Annotated in this window: 19 protein-coding genes; all 19 read left to right on the top strand. The window is 42.1% G+C overall.

The annotated features are described in order from the left end of the window. The first annotated feature begins 171 nt into the window (after positions 1 to 171). Positions 172 to 366, top strand: coding sequence for a helix-turn-helix transcriptional regulator (locus tag EM4838_RS06290; RefSeq protein WP_196768995.1), 195 nt, complete (start codon positions 172 to 174; stop codon positions 364 to 366). Beyond that, entirely contained in the window at positions 353 to 844 is a 492-nt protein-coding gene (locus EM4838_RS06295; RefSeq protein ID WP_071867259.1) for a DUF6773 family protein, read from the top strand. Before EM4838_RS06290 ends, EM4838_RS06295 begins: the two co-directional genes overlap by 14 nt. A gap of 96 nt (positions 845 to 940) precedes the next feature. Then, a complete protein-coding gene (locus EM4838_RS06300) occupies positions 941 to 1,324 on the top strand; it encodes a hypothetical protein (RefSeq protein ID WP_071867260.1) in 384 nt (127 codons plus the stop codon). Next, the gene (locus tag EM4838_RS06305; protein ID WP_071867261.1) at positions 1,311 to 2,009 is read left to right on the top strand and encodes a CBS domain-containing protein; all 699 of its coding nucleotides are present in this window, start codon (positions 1,311 to 1,313) and stop codon (positions 2,007 to 2,009) included. Before EM4838_RS06300 ends, EM4838_RS06305 begins: the two co-directional genes overlap by 14 nt. Positions 2,010 to 2,013: 4 nt before the next feature. Next, complete coding sequence (lspA, locus tag EM4838_RS06310; protein WP_071867262.1) at positions 2,014 to 2,478, top strand: signal peptidase II; 465 nt, start codon at positions 2,014 to 2,016, stop codon at positions 2,476 to 2,478. Then, positions 2,475 to 3,386, top strand: a complete 912-nt coding sequence (locus tag EM4838_RS06315; protein WP_071867263.1) for an RluA family pseudouridine synthase — start codon at positions 2,475 to 2,477, stop codon at positions 3,384 to 3,386. The genes lspA and EM4838_RS06315 overlap by 4 nt, the downstream gene beginning before the upstream one ends. 240 nt (positions 3,387 to 3,626) lie before the next feature. Continuing rightward, positions 3,627 to 4,166 (top strand): bifunctional pyr operon transcriptional regulator/uracil phosphoribosyltransferase PyrR, encoded by a 540-nt coding sequence (gene pyrR / locus EM4838_RS06320; RefSeq protein WP_029594119.1) that lies wholly within the window; start codon positions 3,627 to 3,629, stop codon positions 4,164 to 4,166. A 14-nt stretch (positions 4,167 to 4,180) separates the two neighbouring features. Next, the gene (locus EM4838_RS06325) at positions 4,181 to 5,464 is read left to right on the top strand and encodes a solute carrier family 23 protein (RefSeq protein WP_010735517.1); all 1,284 of its coding nucleotides are present in this window, start codon (positions 4,181 to 4,183) and stop codon (positions 5,462 to 5,464) included. Positions 5,465 to 5,476: 12 nt separating this feature from the next. Then, the gene (locus tag EM4838_RS06330; protein ID WP_023519624.1) at positions 5,477 to 6,403 is read left to right on the top strand and encodes an aspartate carbamoyltransferase catalytic subunit; all 927 of its coding nucleotides are present in this window, start codon (positions 5,477 to 5,479) and stop codon (positions 6,401 to 6,403) included. A gap of 20 nt (positions 6,404 to 6,423) precedes the next feature. Next, entirely contained in the window at positions 6,424 to 7,704 is a 1,281-nt protein-coding gene (locus EM4838_RS06335; protein ID WP_071867264.1) for a dihydroorotase, read from the top strand. Between the two features lie 4 nt (positions 7,705 to 7,708). After that, positions 7,709 to 8,788, top strand: coding sequence for a carbamoyl phosphate synthase small subunit (locus EM4838_RS06340; RefSeq protein WP_071867265.1), 1,080 nt, complete (start codon positions 7,709 to 7,711; stop codon positions 8,786 to 8,788). Beyond that, positions 8,788 to 11,973, top strand: coding sequence for a carbamoyl-phosphate synthase large subunit (gene carB, locus EM4838_RS06345; protein ID WP_071867266.1), 3,186 nt, complete (start codon positions 8,788 to 8,790; stop codon positions 11,971 to 11,973). The genes EM4838_RS06340 and carB overlap by 1 nt, the downstream gene beginning before the upstream one ends. Positions 11,974 to 12,059: 86 nt before the next feature. After that, complete coding sequence (locus tag EM4838_RS06350; protein WP_071867281.1) at positions 12,060 to 12,836, top strand: dihydroorotate dehydrogenase electron transfer subunit; 777 nt, start codon at positions 12,060 to 12,062, stop codon at positions 12,834 to 12,836. Continuing rightward, positions 12,833 to 13,762 carry a dihydroorotate dehydrogenase gene (locus tag EM4838_RS06355; RefSeq protein WP_065095779.1) on the top strand — a complete coding sequence of 310 codons (930 nt, stop codon included), beginning with the start codon at positions 12,833 to 12,835 and terminating at the stop codon, positions 13,760 to 13,762. Before EM4838_RS06350 ends, EM4838_RS06355 begins: the two co-directional genes overlap by 4 nt. Then, entirely contained in the window at positions 13,759 to 14,469 is a 711-nt protein-coding gene (pyrF, locus tag EM4838_RS06360) for an orotidine-5'-phosphate decarboxylase (protein ID WP_071867267.1), read from the top strand. The genes EM4838_RS06355 and pyrF overlap by 4 nt, the downstream gene beginning before the upstream one ends. Positions 14,470 to 14,472: 3 nt before the next feature. After that, on the top strand, positions 14,473 to 15,105 hold the full coding sequence (gene pyrE / locus EM4838_RS06365) for an orotate phosphoribosyltransferase (RefSeq protein ID WP_010735509.1): 633 nt from the start codon (positions 14,473 to 14,475) through the stop codon (positions 15,103 to 15,105). Between the two features lie 197 nt (positions 15,106 to 15,302). Beyond that, positions 15,303 to 15,944, top strand: a complete 642-nt coding sequence (locus EM4838_RS06370; RefSeq protein ID WP_019722833.1) for a YfbR-like 5'-deoxynucleotidase — start codon at positions 15,303 to 15,305, stop codon at positions 15,942 to 15,944. 41 nt (positions 15,945 to 15,985) lie between these two features. Beyond that, positions 15,986 to 16,687 (top strand): carbonic anhydrase family protein, encoded by a 702-nt coding sequence (locus EM4838_RS06375; protein WP_071867268.1) that lies wholly within the window; start codon positions 15,986 to 15,988, stop codon positions 16,685 to 16,687. Then, positions 16,684 to 17,586: a LysR family transcriptional regulator gene (locus tag EM4838_RS06380; RefSeq protein WP_071867269.1), complete on the top strand. Its 903-nt coding sequence runs from the start codon at positions 16,684 to 16,686 to the stop codon at positions 17,584 to 17,586. Before EM4838_RS06375 ends, EM4838_RS06380 begins: the two co-directional genes overlap by 4 nt. Positions 17,587 to 17,783: the final 197 nt, after the last annotated feature.

The following is a 17,783-nucleotide window of genomic DNA, read 5'->3' on the forward strand; positions in this document are numbered from 1 at the left end:
GTCGTTTATTCAGAGTTCGGACGAGAGGGCTAACCAACCAGTCTTTTTGCTATTCCTATTTTACGTTTACGCTTATTTTAGCAATATATATTTTACATTTAGTAATGTATAGTTTACAATATGAGTAAGAGATAAGAATGGAGGTTAGTCATCAAGTTGAAGAACATCCGAATGAAACTCGCACGTTTAGCAAATGATTTAAGCCAAGAAGAATTAGCACAACGTGTTGGGGTGACAAGGCAAACGATTGGATTGATTGAAGCAGGGAAATATAATCCGACACTTAAATTGTGTCAAGCCATCTGCCATGAATTAAATCAAACACTAGATGATCTATTTTGGGAGGATAAAGATGAAAAAGAATAAGCCTAAAGACGAACGTATTGTACAGATCAATAATCAAATACAAAGCGAAGCTTTTTTATTATTATTGGTATTATTAACGACTTCTATCTTTGTAAAGAGCTATCTTTTGGAGCAACCTGTTTCTGAATTGTTGACTGAGTTATTATTGTTAGGAATAGCGTTCATCTATCTATTGATTCGAGGTTCGCTGATTGGTCATGAGCTCATTGATCCATCCAAACATGCAAAGAAATTGCGTGTGTCAGCAGTGATTGTTGCGAGTTTATTTGTTTCCATAGTGACGGGAGTCAGAAATTATACCTTATACCATGATTTATATACTGGTTATTTTGATCCTCATTTTTTAGCCGTTTTAGGGATTACGTTTATATCCTCGGTTTTATTTATGTCTGGCCTAGTATTCTTGGTTTCTTCTGTCAACCGATTTGGACAGAAAAGACTGGAGAGTAAAATAGAGGATGAGAATGAGGAAAAATGACTTCTGAAAAAGATGGCATAAGGATCGATTCATAGGAGATAACAGAGATTCCGCTTGTGTTTTGATAGAGACTAACGCATAATAGGAGGAGCGAAAATGGAAGTGAATGTTACTAGAGATACGGGATTTTACGGAATGGGTAGTCCAATCACATTGCGGGTGGATGGTCGGAAAATCAGTTTGGGGCAAAACCAATCTGTTACTCTAGATGTTGAGCCCCCGTTTCAGATGCAAGTCACCTTTTTTTGGTTGAAAAGTCCAGTCTATACGATAGCAGAACCAACTAAAAATTATCGGATCACGATGAATCTATTACTATTACAGTTGTATCCCTTGCTTTTCTTGTTTACAGGGATCAGTGCTATTGTTATTCAAAGTATCCTTTATAGTTTACTGATCGTCGTCGTAATGATTGGTTTCTTTCTATTTATAAAAAATAAAGCATATGTCATCAAGGAGGCTAGTGATGAAGAATTCTGATCTTTTTTTGAGTAGCTTTAATCGGATCGAAAAATGGATGCAAGAAGAGATGGGGAATCCACGAAATATGGGGTTTACTGAACTCGTTCGTCGTTTAGCACAAAAGCAACACCAAAGTATAAAAAAATATGAGGATGACTTACTACAGTTGGCTCAATTACGTAATGCGATCGTGCATGATCGGATCGCCGTCGATTTTATCATCGCTGAGCCTAATGAATGGGCGACGAAGCGTATCCAAAGAATCGAGCAAGAACTGATTCGCCCAGAAACAGTGTTACCGCGTTTCGCAAAGCATGTGACTGGGTTTGAATGGGACATCCCATTACCTAGTTTATTGGAGACTGTTGCTAAAAAGCGTTATTCTCAGTTCCCGCTTTATCATAAAGGAACATTCAAAGGATTAGTGACGTTGCGTATGTTAGGTTTTTGGTTGGCCAAAGAAAGTCACCATGGTGTGATCGATCTTCAAGGAAAAATAGCTGCCGATCTGATCACACAAGATGGCAAGTACACCAATTATCATTTTGTTTCAGCTCAGACAACGATTGCTGAAGTAGAAAAAATGTTTGGTGAGCAGGGTACGCTTGAAGCTGTGTTGATCACCAAAAACGGCGACCCTAACGGAAATTTATTAGGGATCATCAGACCAAGAGATATTTATCATGAAGTAGAAAAGGAATGATTGTTTGTTAGCGATATATTGGATTATAAGTGCGTTGATCATCGGATTAGATCAATGGGTAAAATGGTTGATCGTCGATAACTTTGCTTTAGGAGAAACGAAATCAGTGATTCCAGGGATCTTGTCCTTGAATCATATCCGTAATTTCGGAGCAGCTTGGAGTTTACTAGAAGGAAAAATGTGGTTTTTTACTGTCGTGACGATCATCGCAGTTGTAGTGATCTTGACGTTGATGATCAAAAATCGCAGCAACGGAAATCGTTGGTTCATGATCGGTCTGACATTGATTCTAGCAGGAGCAATCGGTAACTTTATCGATCGTGTTCGTTTAGGTTATGTGATCGATATGTTCCAAACTGATTTCATGAATTTCCCGATTTTTAATGTGGCAGACATTTCTCTAGTAATCGGTGTGATCTGCGTATTGATTTATATTATTTTAGATGAAAAGGACCAACGAAAAAAATGACACAATTAAAAGCAACTATCAAAGAAGAAAAAGGCCGGATCGATAAAGTTCTGACAGCATTATTTGCGGATCATAGTCGTTCACAAGTCCAACAATGGTTAAAAGACGGTGCCGTTTCCGTAAATGGTGAACCAGTAAAAGCGAATTACAAAGTAAAATCGGCGGATGCGATCATCGTTGAAGTACCAGAGCCTGAAGAACTTGAGATCGTAGCAGAAGACTTACCAATAGAAATCGTCTATGAAGATGACGACGTAGCTGTGGTCAATAAACCACAAGGCATGGTCGTTCATCCTTCTGCTGGTCATGCCCAAGGAACACTAGTCAATGCGTTGATGTACCATATGAAAAATCTTTCATCGATTAATGGCGTGATCCGTCCAGGGATCGTCCATCGAATCGATAAAGACACGTCTGGATTATTGATGATCGCCAAAAATGATCAAGCCCATGAAGCGTTGGCACAGCAATTGAAAGATAAAACTTCCCTAAGAAAATACATTGCTTTAGTCCATGGCGTCATTCCACATGAAAAAGGGACGATCAATGCACCTATCGGCCGCTCAAAAGTCGATCGAAAAATACAAGCCATCCGTGAAGATGGCAAACCAGCTGTGACGCATTTTACTGTACTAGAACGTTTTGAGAATTTTACTTTAGTAGAATTACAATTAGAGACAGGGCGCACGCACCAGATCCGTGTGCATATGAAGTATATTGGTTATCCTTTAGCAGGTGATCCCGTATATGGACCAAAGAAAACTCTCAAAGGCAATGGCCAATTTTTACATGCGAAATTATTAGGTTTCACTCATCCTCAAACAAATGAACGAATGACCTTTGAGGCACCATTGCCAGAAGTTTTTGAAAAAACTTTAGAGAAGTTGAGAAAAGATATTGCTTTTTAAAGTACTTAACGGTATAGTATTAAACAATAAAAGAAAAACTTAATAGAAGTCCTTTAAGTTTAGTCCCGTGAGGCTAAGAAGGGTGTGAGTAAGAATTCCTGTGGTGCGCCATAGCGAGACTTGCTCAATGACGTCGCATACACAAAGCGACCAGTGTAGTAGTATACACTCAGTCTAAACATTCCTCCTGTCCTCTTAGGGCAGGAGTTTTTTTGTGTAAAAAATAGAGGGGGAAAAATGATGCAAGCAAAAGAAGTAGTGGATCAAGTAACGATGAAACGAGCGCTAACACGTATCACTTACGAAATCATCGAAAGAAATCAAAGTATCGAAGAGATCGTTTTAGTCGGAATCAAAACGAGAGGGATCTATATCGCTGCTCGAATTGCCGAACGTCTGAAACAACTCGAAAATATTGAAGTACCTGTAGGAGAACTTGATATCACATTGTATCGTGACGATAAAAAAGAAATCGCTCAAGAACCAGAATTGCATTCTTCAGATATTCCAGTCAGTTTAGAAGGAAAAGAAGTTATCTTGATCGATGATGTGTTATACACAGGACGGACGATCCGCGCTGCAATGGATGCGGTCATGGACTTTGGTCGTCCAAGAAAAATCTCACTAGCGGTTCTAGTTGATCGCGGACACCGAGAATTACCGATCCGCGCAGATTACGTAGGAAAAAATATTCCTACAGCAAAAAAAGAAGAAATCTTAGTAGAGATGCAAGAATTAGATGGACAAGATCGCATCATGATCTTAAACGAGGAAAAGTAGAGGAGTAAGGCAAGATGGCAGAAGAAAAAAAGTTCCACAACGATAGTGTGGTATTAGACATCCATGATCGACCAACCATTGGACACTGGGTGGGATTAAGTTTACAGCATTTATTCACGATGTTCGGTGCAACTGTCTTAGTACCGATCTTAGTTGGAATCGACCCAGGGATTGCCTTGGTCAGTTCAGGATTAGGAACAATCGTTTACTTGATTACAACGAAAGGGAAGATCCCAGCTTATCTAGGCAGTAGTTTTGCGTTCATCGCAGCCATGCAGATGTTGATGAAAACCGACGGCTTCCCGGCGATTGCCCAAGGTGCAATGACGACAGCACTCGTCTATCTGATCGTTGCGTTGATCATCAAGAAAATCGGTTCCGCCTGGTTAGACAAAATCTTGCCACCGATCGTGGTTGGCCCAGTCATCATGGTCATCGGTTTAGGTTTAGCTGCCAATGCAGCAAACAACGCGATGTTCAATCAAGACCATTATGATTTCAAATATCTATCAGTTGCGTTGATCACTTTAGGATTGACGATTTTCTTCAATATGTTTCTACGCGGATTCCTAGGATTGTTACCGATCTTGCTTGGCATCATCTCTGGCTACATCGTCGCTTTACTTTTCGGGATCGTTGACACACAACCAATCATTGACGCACCATGGTTCGCACTACCTAACTTCGAGATTCCATTTGTCCAATATCAACCGAAGTTATATATAGGAGCAATCACCACAATGGCACCGATCGCCTTTGTCACAATGACCGAACACATCGGCCATTTGATGGTCTTGAACAAATTGACGAAACGTAATTTCTTTGAAGATCCAGGCTTACACCGTACATTGACAGGAGATGGATTGGCTCAGTTAGTGGCAGCTTTCGTTGGTGGACCTCCAGTGACAAGTTATGGTGAAAATATCGGAGTCTTGGCAATCACTCGTGTACACAGCGTGTTCGTGATCGGAGGCGCAGCGGTCTTCGCAGTGATCCTTGGCTTTATTGGCAAACTAAGTGCTTTGATATTAAGTATTCCTGGCCCAGTCATTTCAGGTATCAGTTTCATCCTATTCGGAGTGATTGCGGCAAGCGGGATGAAAATCTTAGTCGAAAACAAAATCGATTTTGATAAAAAGAAAAATCTATTGATTGCTTCAGTCATCTTAGTCGTAGGTATCGGGGGATTAGTCCTTGAAGTAGGAACATTCACTTTATCTGCCATGGCATTAGCAACAGTTTTAGGAATCATTTTGAATCTTATCTTACCAGAAACTTCACGCAGCGAAGAAAATTAAGGAGGACATCGCATGATCATCAAATCAGAACGCATCAGTTTAAAACACTTATTAACGGTAGAGGCATTGACAGACCAAGAAGTAATGGGGTTGATCCGACGAGGACAAGAGTTCAAGCAAGGCGCAACTTGGTCACCACAAAAATCCCAATATTTTGCAACAAACTTGTTCTTTGAAAACAGTACACGAACCCATAAAAGTTTTGATGTAGCAGAAAAGAAACTTGGTCTTGAAGTGATCGAATTTGAAGCAAGTACAAGTTCAGTTACAAAAGGTGAAACATTATACGATACCGTTCTAACGATGTCTGCACTTGGGGTGGATGTAGCTGTTATCCGTCATGGAGATGAAAACTACTATGACGAATTGATCCAAAGTAAAACGATCCAATGCTCAATCATCAATGGCGGTGACGGTAGTGGGCAACATCCAACGCAGTGCTTACTTGATTTGATGACGATCTATGAAGAATTTGGCTATTTCGAAGGCTTGAAAGTGGCGATCGTCGGAGATATCACACATTCTCGTGTCGCAAAATCGAATATGCAGATGTTGAAACGTCTTGGTGCGCAGGTTTTCTTCTCAGGTCCAAGAGAATGGTATGACGATGAATTTGAAGTTTACGGTCATTACTTACCACTAGATGACTTGCTGGATCAAGTCGATGTCATGATGATGTTGCGGGTGCAACATGAACGCCACGATGGAAAAGAAAGTTTTTCAAAAGAAGGCTATCATCAAGAGTACGGCTTGACGGTCGAACGCGCTAAAAAAATGCAAAAACATGCAATCATCATGCACCCGGCACCAGTCAATCGAGATGTCGAGTTGGCGGATTCACTGGTTGAAGGGTTACAGTCACGGATCATTCAACAAATGAGCAATGGCGTGTTTGTCAGAATGGCAATCTTAGAAGCTGTATTAAGTGGAAAAGCATAAACATAAGAGGAGGAAGAAACATGAAAACACTCATTAAAAACGGTCAAATCAATACAAAAAGAAATGAAACAACTCCAGCAGAAATTTGGATCGAAGAAGGAAAGATCAAAGCAATCGGTACAGGCTTTCCTGAGGCTGAATTTGATGAAGTGTTTGATGCACAAGGGCAGTTGATCACACCTGGATTAGTGGATGTCCATGTCCATTTGAGAGAGCCGGGCTTTACTTACAAGGAAACGATCGAAGCTGGCACGAAAGCAGCTGCTCGAGGGGGATTCACCACTGTTTGTGCGATGCCAAATCTTGACCCAGTACCTGATACAGCGGAAAAATTAAAACAAGTCTATGACATCATTAAACGTGATGCGGTCGTCAAAGTATTACAGTATGCACCGATCACTGAGAATCTTCGAAGTGAAGAACTGGTCGATCAAGAAGCATTGATCAATGAAGGCGCATTTGCTTTTACCAATGATGGTGTCGGCGTGCAAACAGCAGGCACGATGTACTTAGCGATGAAAGAAGCCGCAAAAAACAATAAAGCACTCGTTGCTCACACAGAAGATGAATCATTATTATTTGGCGGTGTGATGCACGCAGGGGAAAAAGCAGAAGAGCTAGGGTTGCCAGGTATTTTGAGTGTGACTGAGTCTTCTCAAATTGCTCGTGATCTCCTATTAGCGGAAGCAACAGGCGTTCACTATCATGTCTGCCATGTTTCAACAAAAGAAAGTGTGCGAGTGATCCGCGATGCGAAAAAGGCCGGGATCCACGTGACTGCAGAGGTTTCACCACATCATCTGATCTTGATCGATGAAGATATCCCAGAAGATTTTGGTTTTTGGAAAATGAATCCACCATTGAGAGGCAAAGCCGATCGCGAGGCATTGATCGAAGGCTTGCTTGATGGCACGATCGATTGTATTGCCACCGACCATGCCCCTCACGGATTAGAAGAAAAAAGTCAAAGTTTCTTGCAATCACCTTTCGGTATCGTTGGAAGTGAAACTGCCTTCCAACTCGTGTATACACATTTTGTTGAAACCGGAAAATTCACACTAGAGCAAGTGATTGACTGGATGGCAGTCAAACCAGCAGCCATTTTTGGTTTGAAAGCTGGCACCTTGACGATCGGCGCACCAGCAGACTTGGCAGTTTACGATATTGCGCATGCTGCAGTAATCGATAAAAAAGATTTCTTATCAAAAGGCGAGAACACACCTTTCGTCGGTTGGGAAATCAAAGGGGAAACATTGATGACATTTGTCAACGGAAAACTTGTTTGGCATAAGGGGGAATAATTGGATGGAACGGTTGCTGATTTTAGAAGATGGCACAGTATTTAAAGGGAAATCATTTGGCGCGACAGCCAATGTGTTTGGAGAAATCGTCTTTACGACAAGTATGACAGGATATCAAGAAACGATCACAGACCAAAGTTTTAATGGACAGATCATTACATTTACGTACCCGATGGTAGGGAATTATGGCGTCAACCGTGATGATTATGAATCGATTGCACCAACGTGTAAAGGTGTAGTGGTCAAAGAGCATGCACGTGTTGCGTCAAATTGGCGTAACCAAATGACATTAGACGAGTTCTTGAAACAAAAGGGAATCCCTGGTATCTCTGGCATCGATACACGGGCGTTGACACGAAAGATCCGTGAAGTTGGGACGATGAAAGCCAGTATCGTGGATGCAGGCGACACATTTGAACATGCGTTTGACCAACTAAAAGCAACCGTTTTGGCAACGAACCAAGTCCAACAAGTTTCAACCAATAAACCTTATCCTAGCCCAGGAACAGGAAGAAATGTGGCAGTCATTGATTTTGGATTGAAACATAGCATCTTACGTGAATTGAGTAAGCGTGACTGTAATTTAACCGTCTTACCGTACAATACGGATGCGGAAACGATCCTTTCCTTATCGCCAGACGGCGTGATGTTGACGAATGGACCAGGGGATCCGAAAGATGTACCAGAAGCGATCGAGATGATCAAACAAATCCAAGGCAAGATCCCGATTTTCGGCATCTGCTTGGGGCATCAACTTTTTGCACTAGCAAATGGTGCAGATACGTACAAGATGAAATTTGGTCACCGTGGACTGAATCATCCTGTTCGTGAAGTTGCAACAGGAAGAATCGATTTTACGTCACAAAACCATGGCTATGCGGTAGATGAACAAACGATCGATCCGGAACAATTACTTGTCACTCATGTGGAAGTCAATGATGGCACAGTCGAAGGTGTCCGTCACCGTCGCTATCCTGCCTTCAGTGTGCAATTCCATCCAGATGCAGCACCTGGCCCACATGATGCACTACATTTATTTGATGAATTTATGGAAATGATGGACGCTGGAAAGGAGCAATTCTAATGCCAAAACGCACAGATATCAATAAAATCATGGTGATCGGTTCTGGTCCGATCATCATTGGTCAAGCCGCTGAGTTTGACTATGCAGGCACACAGGCTTGTCTTGCTTTAAAAGAAGAAGGCTACGAAGTCGTCTTAGTCAACTCCAATCCAGCAACGATCATGACCGATAAAGAAATCGCCGATCAAGTCTACCTAGAACCAATCACATTAGAATTTGTCTCACGAATTTTGCGAAAAGAACGTCCTGATGCGATCTTACCGACATTAGGTGGGCAAACAGGTTTGAATATGGCGATGGAATTAGCTGAATCAGGAATCTTGGACGAATTAGGCATCGAATTATTAGGGACAAAATTAAGTGCGATCGACCAAGCAGAAGATCGTGACTTGTTCAAAAAGTTGATGGAAGAATTAAATCAACCGATCCCAGAATCAGAAATCGTGACAACGGTGGAAGAAGCAGTTGCCTTTGCCAATAAAATCGGTTATCCGATCATCGTTCGACCAGCCTTCACATTAGGGGGGACTGGTGGTGGTATGTGTGAGAATGAAGCCGAACTACGCCAAATCGCGGAAAATGGCTTGAGCTTGTCGCCTGTCACACAATGTTTGATTGAACGTAGTATTGCAGGCTTCAAAGAAATCGAATATGAAGTGATGCGCGACTCTGCCGATAATGCCATCGTCGTCTGCAACATGGAAAATTTCGATCCAGTCGGTATCCATACAGGGGATTCGATCGTCTTTGCACCAAGTCAAACATTAGCAGACCATGAATATCAAATGTTAAGAGATGCATCACTATCGATTATCCGTGCATTGAAAATCGAAGGTGGCTGTAACGTTCAGTTAGCATTAGATCCTCATAGTTTCAACTACTATGTCATCGAAGTGAACCCTCGTGTTTCACGCTCCTCTGCTTTAGCAAGTAAAGCGACCGGCTATCCGATCGCAAAATTAGCAGCTAAAATCGCGTTAGGCTTGACCTTGGATGAAATGAAAAATCCAGTAACAGGAACGACTTTTGCTGAATTTGAACCCGCATTGGACTATGTAGTAGCCAAGATTCCACGTTGGCCTTTCGACAAATTCGAAAACGGTGAACGTGTCTTAGGCACGCAAATGAAAGCAACCGGCGAAGTGATGGCGATTGGTCGTAACATCGAAGAATCTTTATTAAAAGCGGTTCGTTCATTAGAAATCGGGGCACACCACCTTGAATTGCCTGAACTGAAGACAGTCAGTGAAGAACGTTTGATGGAGAAAATCGTTCGGGCACAAGATGATCGTTTATTCTACTTAGCCGAAGCAATCCGTCGTGGCTATCCGATCCAAGAGTTGGCAGACTTGACGAAAATCGATTTATTCTTCTTGGATAAATTGTTGCACATCGTTGAATTAGAAGCCGAGCTTTCGGAACAACCGAATCAGTTGGATCTACTTCTTACTGTGAAACAAAATGGCTTCACAGATCGAAAAATTGCGGAATTGTGGAAAACGACGACGGAAGCGATTCGCCAATTACGTACAGAAAAGAACATTCAGCCTGTTTACAAAATGGTCGATACGTGTGCTGCCGAATTTGAATCCCACACACCTTACTTCTATAGTACGTATGAAATCGAAAATGAAAGCCATCGTTCAGAAAAACCGTCTGTTCTAGTACTTGGTTCTGGACCGATCCGTATCGGACAAGGGGTAGAATTTGACTATGCGACAGTTCATTCAGTGAAAGCCATTCAACAAGCAGGCTATGAAGCAATCATCATGAATAGTAATCCTGAAACCGTTTCGACAGATTTCTCGATTTCTGATAAACTTTACTTTGAGCCTTTGACTTTTGAAGATGTGATGAATGTCATCGAGTTGGAACAACCAATCGGTGTCATCGTCCAATTTGGAGGACAAACAGCGATCAATCTAGCTGAACCATTAGCAAAAGCAGGTGTAAAAATCCTAGGAACAACGATCGAAGACCTTGATCGTGCGGAGAACCGTGATCTATTCGAACAAGCGTTACAAGAATTAGGGGTGCCTCAGCCGCTAGGAGATACTGCGACAAGTAAAGAAGAAGCTGTGGCAGTCGCAAACAAAATCGGTTATCCAGTGCTCGTTCGTCCAAGCTATGTCTTGGGAGGTCGGGCAATGGAGATCGTCGAGAATCAACGTGACTTAGAAGATTATATGGAACATGCGGTGAAAGCTTCACCAGAACATCCAGTCTTAGTCGACCGTTACTTGATCGGTAGTGAGTGCGAAGTCGATGCGATCTGTGATGGTGAAACCGTCTTGATCCCAGGAATCATGGAACACATTGAACGTGCAGGTGTCCATTCAGGCGATTCGATGGCGGTTTATCCACCACAAGCGCTGTCAGAGGAAATCAAGCAAACAATCGAAGATTACACGATCCGTTTAGCACGAGGGTTGAATTGTATCGGGATGATGAACATCCAATTCGTGATCCACGACAACCAAGTATATGTTATCGAAGTGAACCCACGTGCGAGTCGAACGGTTCCTTTCTTGAGCAAAGTGACGAATATCCCGATGGCACAGATCGCGACAAAAGCCATCTTAGGAGAAAAATTGAAAGACTTAGGCTATGAAGATGGCTTGTACCCTGAAACTGCCAACGTCCATGTCAAAGCGCCAGTCTTCTCATTTACGAAGTTGCATAAAGTGGACACTTATTTAGGACCAGAGATGAAATCGACAGGTGAAGTCATGGGTTCGGATCAAAACTTAGACAAAGCGCTGTATAAAGCGTTCGAAGCATCTGGTTTACGCTTGCCTGATTATGGGGCTGTCTTGTTTACGATCGCCGATGAAACGAAAGAAGAAGCTTTAGGTCTAGCAAAACGCTTTGCAGAAATCGGCTATAGCTTATTGGCAACGAAAAATACTGCAGCGTTCTTTGAACAACACGGACTTGTGGTGACCCCAGTGGCTAAAATTTCTGAAGAAACAAAAGAGAAAAATGTCGTTGACCTGATTCGTGCTGGCAAAGCACAAGTGGTCGTCAATACCATTGATAAAGATCGTGGGAATGCGTCAAAAGATGGTTTTATCATTCGACGTGAAGCAGTAGAGCATGGCACGCCATTGTTTACCTCCCTTGATACCGCGGATGCGATCGTCCGCGTGATGGAATCCCGAGCATTTTCAACACAAGCAATCTAATCATGGAGGGCAATTGCCCTCCTATTTAAAAAATGAAAAAAGCAAAGCAGTCTAGCGAAAAAGTCCCAAAACATAGGAGTGTAGAGATGAAACAAGAAGTAATGAAAATCGTTCACCAACGGCAACTAGCACCACGAATCTATGAAATGACACTGACTGGGGAATTAGTCCAAGAAATGACACGCCCTGGACAATTCCTTCATATTCGCGTACCCCGAGCAGATTTGTTGTTGCGCCGACCAATCAGTATCAACCAGATCGATCAATCACAAAAAACTTGTCGTATCATCTACCGTGTAGAAGGAGACGGAACAAAGCATTTCGCAGAATTGACTGCTGGTGATTCTTTAGACGTCTTAGGACCTTTAGGGAATGGCTTCGATCTTTCAGGATTAACAAAAGAAGATGAGGTCTTCATTGTCGGTGGAGGGATTGGTGTTCCTCCTTTATACGAACTATCGAAACAGCTGAAGGAACGAGGCGTCAAAGCGATTCACTTTCTAGGCTTTGCTTCACAAGAAGTAATGTATTATGAAGAAGAATTTCTAAAACTAGGTGATACAAGGATCGCAACCGATGACGGCACTTATGGACTGCATGGGAATGTCGGTAATCTATTGCTTGCGGCAAAAGATAAGCCTGCTGCTGTTTTTGCATGCGGTTCAAATGGATTACTAAAGACAGTGGAACAGCTTTTCGCCGGTCACCCTAACGTCCAACTGTCATTAGAGTCTCGCATGGCCTGTGGTGTCGGTGCATGTTACGCATGTGTCTGTCATGTCCCAGACGATGAAACAGGAACGAAAAGCTTGAAAGTCTGTGATGAAGGACCGATTTTCCAAGCAGGAGAGGTGATTTTATGAGTAACCCTTTAGCAGTTAAACTTCCAGGCCTAAACTTGAAGAATCCGATCATGCCAGCAAGTGGTTGCTTTGGATTTGGCAAAGAATATGGCAAATACTACGATTTGAACCAACTTGGCGCGATTATGGTCAAGGCGACGACACCTAAAGCGCGCTTTGGTAATCCCACGCCGCGAGTAGCAGAAACACCTTCTGGTATGCTCAACGCGATCGGATTGCAAAATCCTGGAATGGAAGTGGTCATGGAAAAATCGCTACCTGAATTAGCCACCTATAAAGATTTGCCGATCATAGCAAATGTCGCTGGCGCGTGTGAAGAAGACTATGTTGAAGTCTGTGGCAAGATCGGTGATGCACCGAATGTCCATGCCATCGAACTTAATATCTCGTGTCCAAATGTCAAACACGGCGGAATTGCTTTTGGTACTGACCCAGATGTGGCGTTCCAACTGACACAAGCGGTGAAAAAAGTGGCGAATGTCCCTGTCTATGTCAAATTATCTCCTAATGTTACGGATATCGTTCCAGTGGCACAGGCTATTGAAGCTGGCGGCGCCGATGGGTTTACGATGATCAATACCTTGCTGGGGATGCGTATCGATCTGAAAACTAGAAAACCGATTCTTGCCAATCAAACAGGCGGTCTCTCAGGGCCAGCGATCAAACCGGTGGCTATTCGTTTGATCCATCAAGTGGCAGGTGTCTCTAACTTGCCGATCATTGGGATGGGCGGTGTGCAAACCGTTGATGATGTACTGGAGATGTATATGGCAGGTGCAAGTGCAGTTGCTGTTGGGACAGCCAACTTTACCGACCCTTATATCTGTCCAAAACTGATTGCAGACCTACCAGCGAGAATGAGCGAGTTAGGCATTGAGTCTTTAGAGCAATTGATCAAAGAAGTGAAAGAAGGTAGAAATCAATGAATCAACGACCAATTATTGCTTTAGATTTTTCATCTTGGCAAGAAGTAGAAACCTTTATGCAACGTTTCCCAGAAGACGAAAAGTTATTCGTTAAAATCGGTATGGAGCTCTTTTATCAAGAAGGACCAATCATCGTTCGTTGGTTAAAAGACGCGGGACATGATGTTTTCTTAGATTTGAAATTACATGATATCCCGAATACCGTGGAAAAAGCGATGCGTGGCTTAGCAAAATTAGGCGTAGACATCACTTGTGTCCATGCTGCCGGCGGTATCCGTATGATGGAAGCGGCGATGCGTGGTTTGACAGATGGCACACCCGAAGGTAAGAAACGACCTTTACTTTTAGCAATCACGCAACTGACTTCAACGAGCGAAGAAGAGATGCACCATGATCAACTGATCGAAGTGCCCTTAGAAGAAAGTGTGATCCACTACGCAGCTTGTGCAAAAGAAGCAGGTTTAGATGGGGTCGTATCTTCAGCACTTGAAGTAGCATCGATCAAAGCAAAAACAGGTGACACATTTACGTGTCTAACCCCTGGCATCCGACCAGAAGGAACAGTTGCTGGTGACCAAACCAGAATCGTGACACCAGCCCGCGCAAAAGAAATCGGCTCAACCTTTATCGTTGTCGGACGACCGATCACACAAGCAGAAGATCCTTATCAAGCCTATCAAACAATCAAAGCAGAATGGAGTCGTTGATCTATGAATATCGAACAAACTATTGCGAAAGACCTTTTAGAAATCGAAGCTGTTTTCTTAAGCCCCAATCAACCATTTACTTGGGCAAGTGGCATCAAAAGCCCCATCTATTGTGACAATCGCATCACGATGAGTTACCCAAAAGTCAGAAAAGAAATCGCTCAAGGATTAGCTGAAAAAATCAAGCAAGAATTTCCAGAAGTCGAAGTGATTGCTGGAACAGCAACTGCAGGAATCCCTCATGCAGCTTGGGTAGCTGAGATCTTAGACTTACCAATGGTCTATATTCGCAGCAAAGCGAAAGCTCATGGCAAAGGGAACCAAATCGAAGGACGGATCTTCGAAGGACAAAAAATGGTGGTCATTGAAGATTTGATCTCAACAGGTGGAAGTGTGCTAGAAGCCGCTGAAGCAGCAAAACGAGAAGGGGCGGATGTTTTAGGTGTTGCAGCTATCTTTACTTACGAGTTGCCAAAAGGAAAAGCTAACTTTGAAGCAGCGGGTCTGCCATTGGTTACTTTGACGAATTATTCTGTGCTGATCGAATTTGCTTTAGAAAACAAAACCATCGACGAAACAGAATTAGCTTTACTAAAAGAATGGAAAAAAGATCCTGAGAATTGGGTAACGGATTAAGTTGAAAAAAGGGCGGGAAAACATTTGTTGTTTCAGCCCTTTTTCTATTTGTGAACTAGCCAAATCCTGACGGTACATAGTAAAAACTAATCTTTTATAAATGAAAACCTCTAAAGATAATAAGCTGAAAATTTGCGAATTCAAGTTATTTAATGATAAGATTATCGGAAAAGTCATCTCAAGGAGGAGGAATCTTTATGGGATTGAATGAATTTATTTTAGGACTAAATAACTTAGAAAGAATCACACGGGCGCCAGGTTTCTTCAAACATACTGAACATACTGTTGCTGCTCATTCCTATCGTGTGGCTTCAATTGCGCAAGTCTTAGGTGATATTGAAGAACTCCATGGGCAACCAATCGATTGGAAACTCTTGTATGAAAAAGCTTTGAACCATGATTACACGGAACGTTTTATCGGCGACATCAAAACTCCAGTAAAATATGCAAGTAAAGAATTGCGAGGGATGCTACAGACCGTCGAAGAAAAAATGACGGATGAGTTTATCAATCAAGAAATTCCCGAAGCATTACAAGACGTCTATCGTCGCCGCTTGTTCGAAGGAAAAGACGATACGGTCGAAGGCGAATTGCTAGCTGTATCAGATAAAATCGATTTGTTGTATGAATCATTTGATGAGATCAGTAAAAATAATCCGGAAAAAGTCTATAAAGAGATGTTTATTGAGGCGGTCACAACGATCAAAGGCTTTGACCATCGACCGTCCGTCCAATATTTTTTCAAGGAGATCTTTCCGGAGTTGCTCAATCAAGAATTCTATGGAAAAGAGGATTTCTTAGCAGCTGTTTCAAATATTGTCAAAAAAGAAAAAGAATAGTCGAAGTGCCTTGTAGGTAACTGATTCAGGAGGAATTTTAGTTGAAGAAGAATATGGATGTTGAGTGGGGTTATTCTGGTGAAAGAGGACCGGAACATTGGGCAGAGTTGTGCGATTGGTTTGCAAAAGGAGCCGAATTTGAGTTGCAATCGCCCATTCCTCTAGTTACATGTGAAAAAAGCAGTGACACGAAAGAAACACTGTCTTTTCACTATCAGAAGCAACGCTTCACGGATAAGGAGTTCAAGAACACGATCCATCTTGTGCCATACGATCAAATTAGTTACGTTCTTTTCAATGAAGAGACATACTATTTGACCGACATCCATTTTCACATGCCGTCAGAACACGTCATCAATGGGAAACAAGAAGATATCGAGTTTCACTTTGTCCATACGAACGAACGACAAGAAAACTTAGTGGTTGGTGCGATGTACCATCTATCAAATGATAAGGGTTGGTTATATGATCGCCAAAATGGCGACAAATGGGACCTTGATGCACATGAACATTGGACCGATGCCTCTGTCTTTTTCCCTGAGCAGAAAAGTCATTATCATTACGTTGGTTCATTGACCACTCCCCCAACGAGTGGACCGATCCAATGGTTCGTCATGGATCAAGTCGGTCAATTGAATCGTGATTTTCTGATCCCATTCAAAGGACAATATGCGCAGCCAAATAATCGTCCATTACAACCAGTAAAGGAACGAAAAATTTATTATTACAAGGGGACGAAATGAACATCCAACAATTGAAATATGTCACTGCGGTAGCGAATAATGGAAGTTTTCGAGAAGCAGCAAAAAAATTGTTTGTTTCTCAACCAAGCCTTTCTGCAGCGATCAAAGAATTGGAAAACGAATTAAGTATCACTTTATTTACCCGCACGAATCGAGGTGCCTATCTAACAGAAGAAGGTCAAGCCTTTTTAAAACGGGCGGAACGGATTTTAGTACAATTAGATTCTTTGGAAAACTATTACCAGAAAAGTGAAAAGCGAGAAAGCTTTTCGATTGCTTCACAACACTATGATTTTTTAGGGCCATTGACTGCGCAACTGATCGAGACCTTTAAAGCAGAAGTGAAGCAGTTTCGGATCATGGAAACGACGACAGCAAACGTGATCGAAGAAGTCCAACAGCAGCAAAGCGAGTTAGGTATCCTTTATATGAATGACCATAATCGCACAGGAATCAAGCGTTACTTAGAACAAGGGGAATTGATCGCGCAGTCTTTAGGAACATTTAAGACCCATATCTTTCTTAGACAGCGCCATCCACTTGCCCAGCAAGAAGAAATAAAGGTAGAAGAGCTAGCAGCATTTCCGCAAGTTCGGTTTACACAAGATGGCAATAATTTCCCTTACTTTTATGAAGATCTAATTGAGATCCCTGAACAAGAATCGGTGATCTATACGAGTGATCGTGGCACATTGATGAACATTGTGTTAGAAACAGATGCTTACGCTTCAGGTTCTGGCATCGTGATCGGGGAGATCAAAGAATATTTACGCTTGATTCCATTAGCTGATAGTCCGATGAATGAGTTATATGTCATTTATTCTGGAAAGCAGCCATTAAGTGATATCGCCAAGAAGTTTATCACAAGTATCCAACAGGTGATGAAACAGATGAAGTGAACGTTTAAAATCGAATCAATCCTTTCATTGGAAAAGAAGATGAAGCAAAAGATAAGTCGTGAAATCAGCGAATGTTGATTTCAGGCTTATTTTTTGTTCGTTCAAGTCTGACTGTATTGTTGCAGTAAAGTACATAATGTTACATAGTTAAAAAAATGATTCATACTGTCATTAATAAATCGATTGGGAACGATTTC

Source organism: Enterococcus mundtii (genome assembly GCF_002813755.1).
GTDB lineage: Bacteria > Bacillota > Bacilli > Lactobacillales > Enterococcaceae > Enterococcus_B > Enterococcus_B mundtii.

Excerpts from the sequence above, each read along its gene's own strand:
- EM4838_RS06290 (WP_196768995.1), top strand. The coding sequence starts at position 172 with ATGAAACTCGCACGTTTAGCAAATGATTTAAGCCAAGAAGAATTAGCA.
- EM4838_RS06295 (WP_071867259.1), top strand. The coding sequence starts at position 353 with ATGAAAAAGAATAAGCCTAAAGACGAACGTATTGTACAGATCAATAAT.
- EM4838_RS06300 (WP_071867260.1), top strand. The coding sequence starts at position 941 with ATGGAAGTGAATGTTACTAGAGATACGGGATTTTACGGAATGGGTAGT.
- EM4838_RS06305 (WP_071867261.1), top strand. The coding sequence starts at position 1,311 with ATGAAGAATTCTGATCTTTTTTTGAGTAGCTTTAATCGGATCGAAAAA.
- EM4838_RS06315 (WP_071867263.1), top strand. The coding sequence starts at position 2,475 with ATGACACAATTAAAAGCAACTATCAAAGAAGAAAAAGGCCGGATCGAT.
- pyrR (WP_029594119.1), top strand. The coding sequence starts at position 3,627 with ATGCAAGCAAAAGAAGTAGTGGATCAAGTAACGATGAAACGAGCGCTA.
- EM4838_RS06325 (WP_010735517.1), top strand. The coding sequence starts at position 4,181 with ATGGCAGAAGAAAAAAAGTTCCACAACGATAGTGTGGTATTAGACATC.
- EM4838_RS06330 (WP_023519624.1), top strand. The coding sequence starts at position 5,477 with ATGATCATCAAATCAGAACGCATCAGTTTAAAACACTTATTAACGGTA.
- EM4838_RS06335 (WP_071867264.1), top strand. The coding sequence starts at position 6,424 with ATGAAAACACTCATTAAAAACGGTCAAATCAATACAAAAAGAAATGAA.
- EM4838_RS06340 (WP_071867265.1), top strand. The coding sequence starts at position 7,709 with ATGGAACGGTTGCTGATTTTAGAAGATGGCACAGTATTTAAAGGGAAA.
- carB (WP_071867266.1), top strand. The coding sequence starts at position 8,788 with ATGCCAAAACGCACAGATATCAATAAAATCATGGTGATCGGTTCTGGT.
- EM4838_RS06350 (WP_071867281.1), top strand. The coding sequence starts at position 12,060 with ATGAAACAAGAAGTAATGAAAATCGTTCACCAACGGCAACTAGCACCA.
- EM4838_RS06355 (WP_065095779.1), top strand. The coding sequence starts at position 12,833 with ATGAGTAACCCTTTAGCAGTTAAACTTCCAGGCCTAAACTTGAAGAAT.
- pyrF (WP_071867267.1), top strand. The coding sequence starts at position 13,759 with ATGAATCAACGACCAATTATTGCTTTAGATTTTTCATCTTGGCAAGAA.
- pyrE (WP_010735509.1), top strand. The coding sequence starts at position 14,473 with ATGAATATCGAACAAACTATTGCGAAAGACCTTTTAGAAATCGAAGCT.
- EM4838_RS06370 (WP_019722833.1), top strand. The coding sequence starts at position 15,303 with ATGGGATTGAATGAATTTATTTTAGGACTAAATAACTTAGAAAGAATC.
- EM4838_RS06380 (WP_071867269.1), top strand. The coding sequence starts at position 16,684 with ATGAACATCCAACAATTGAAATATGTCACTGCGGTAGCGAATAATGGA.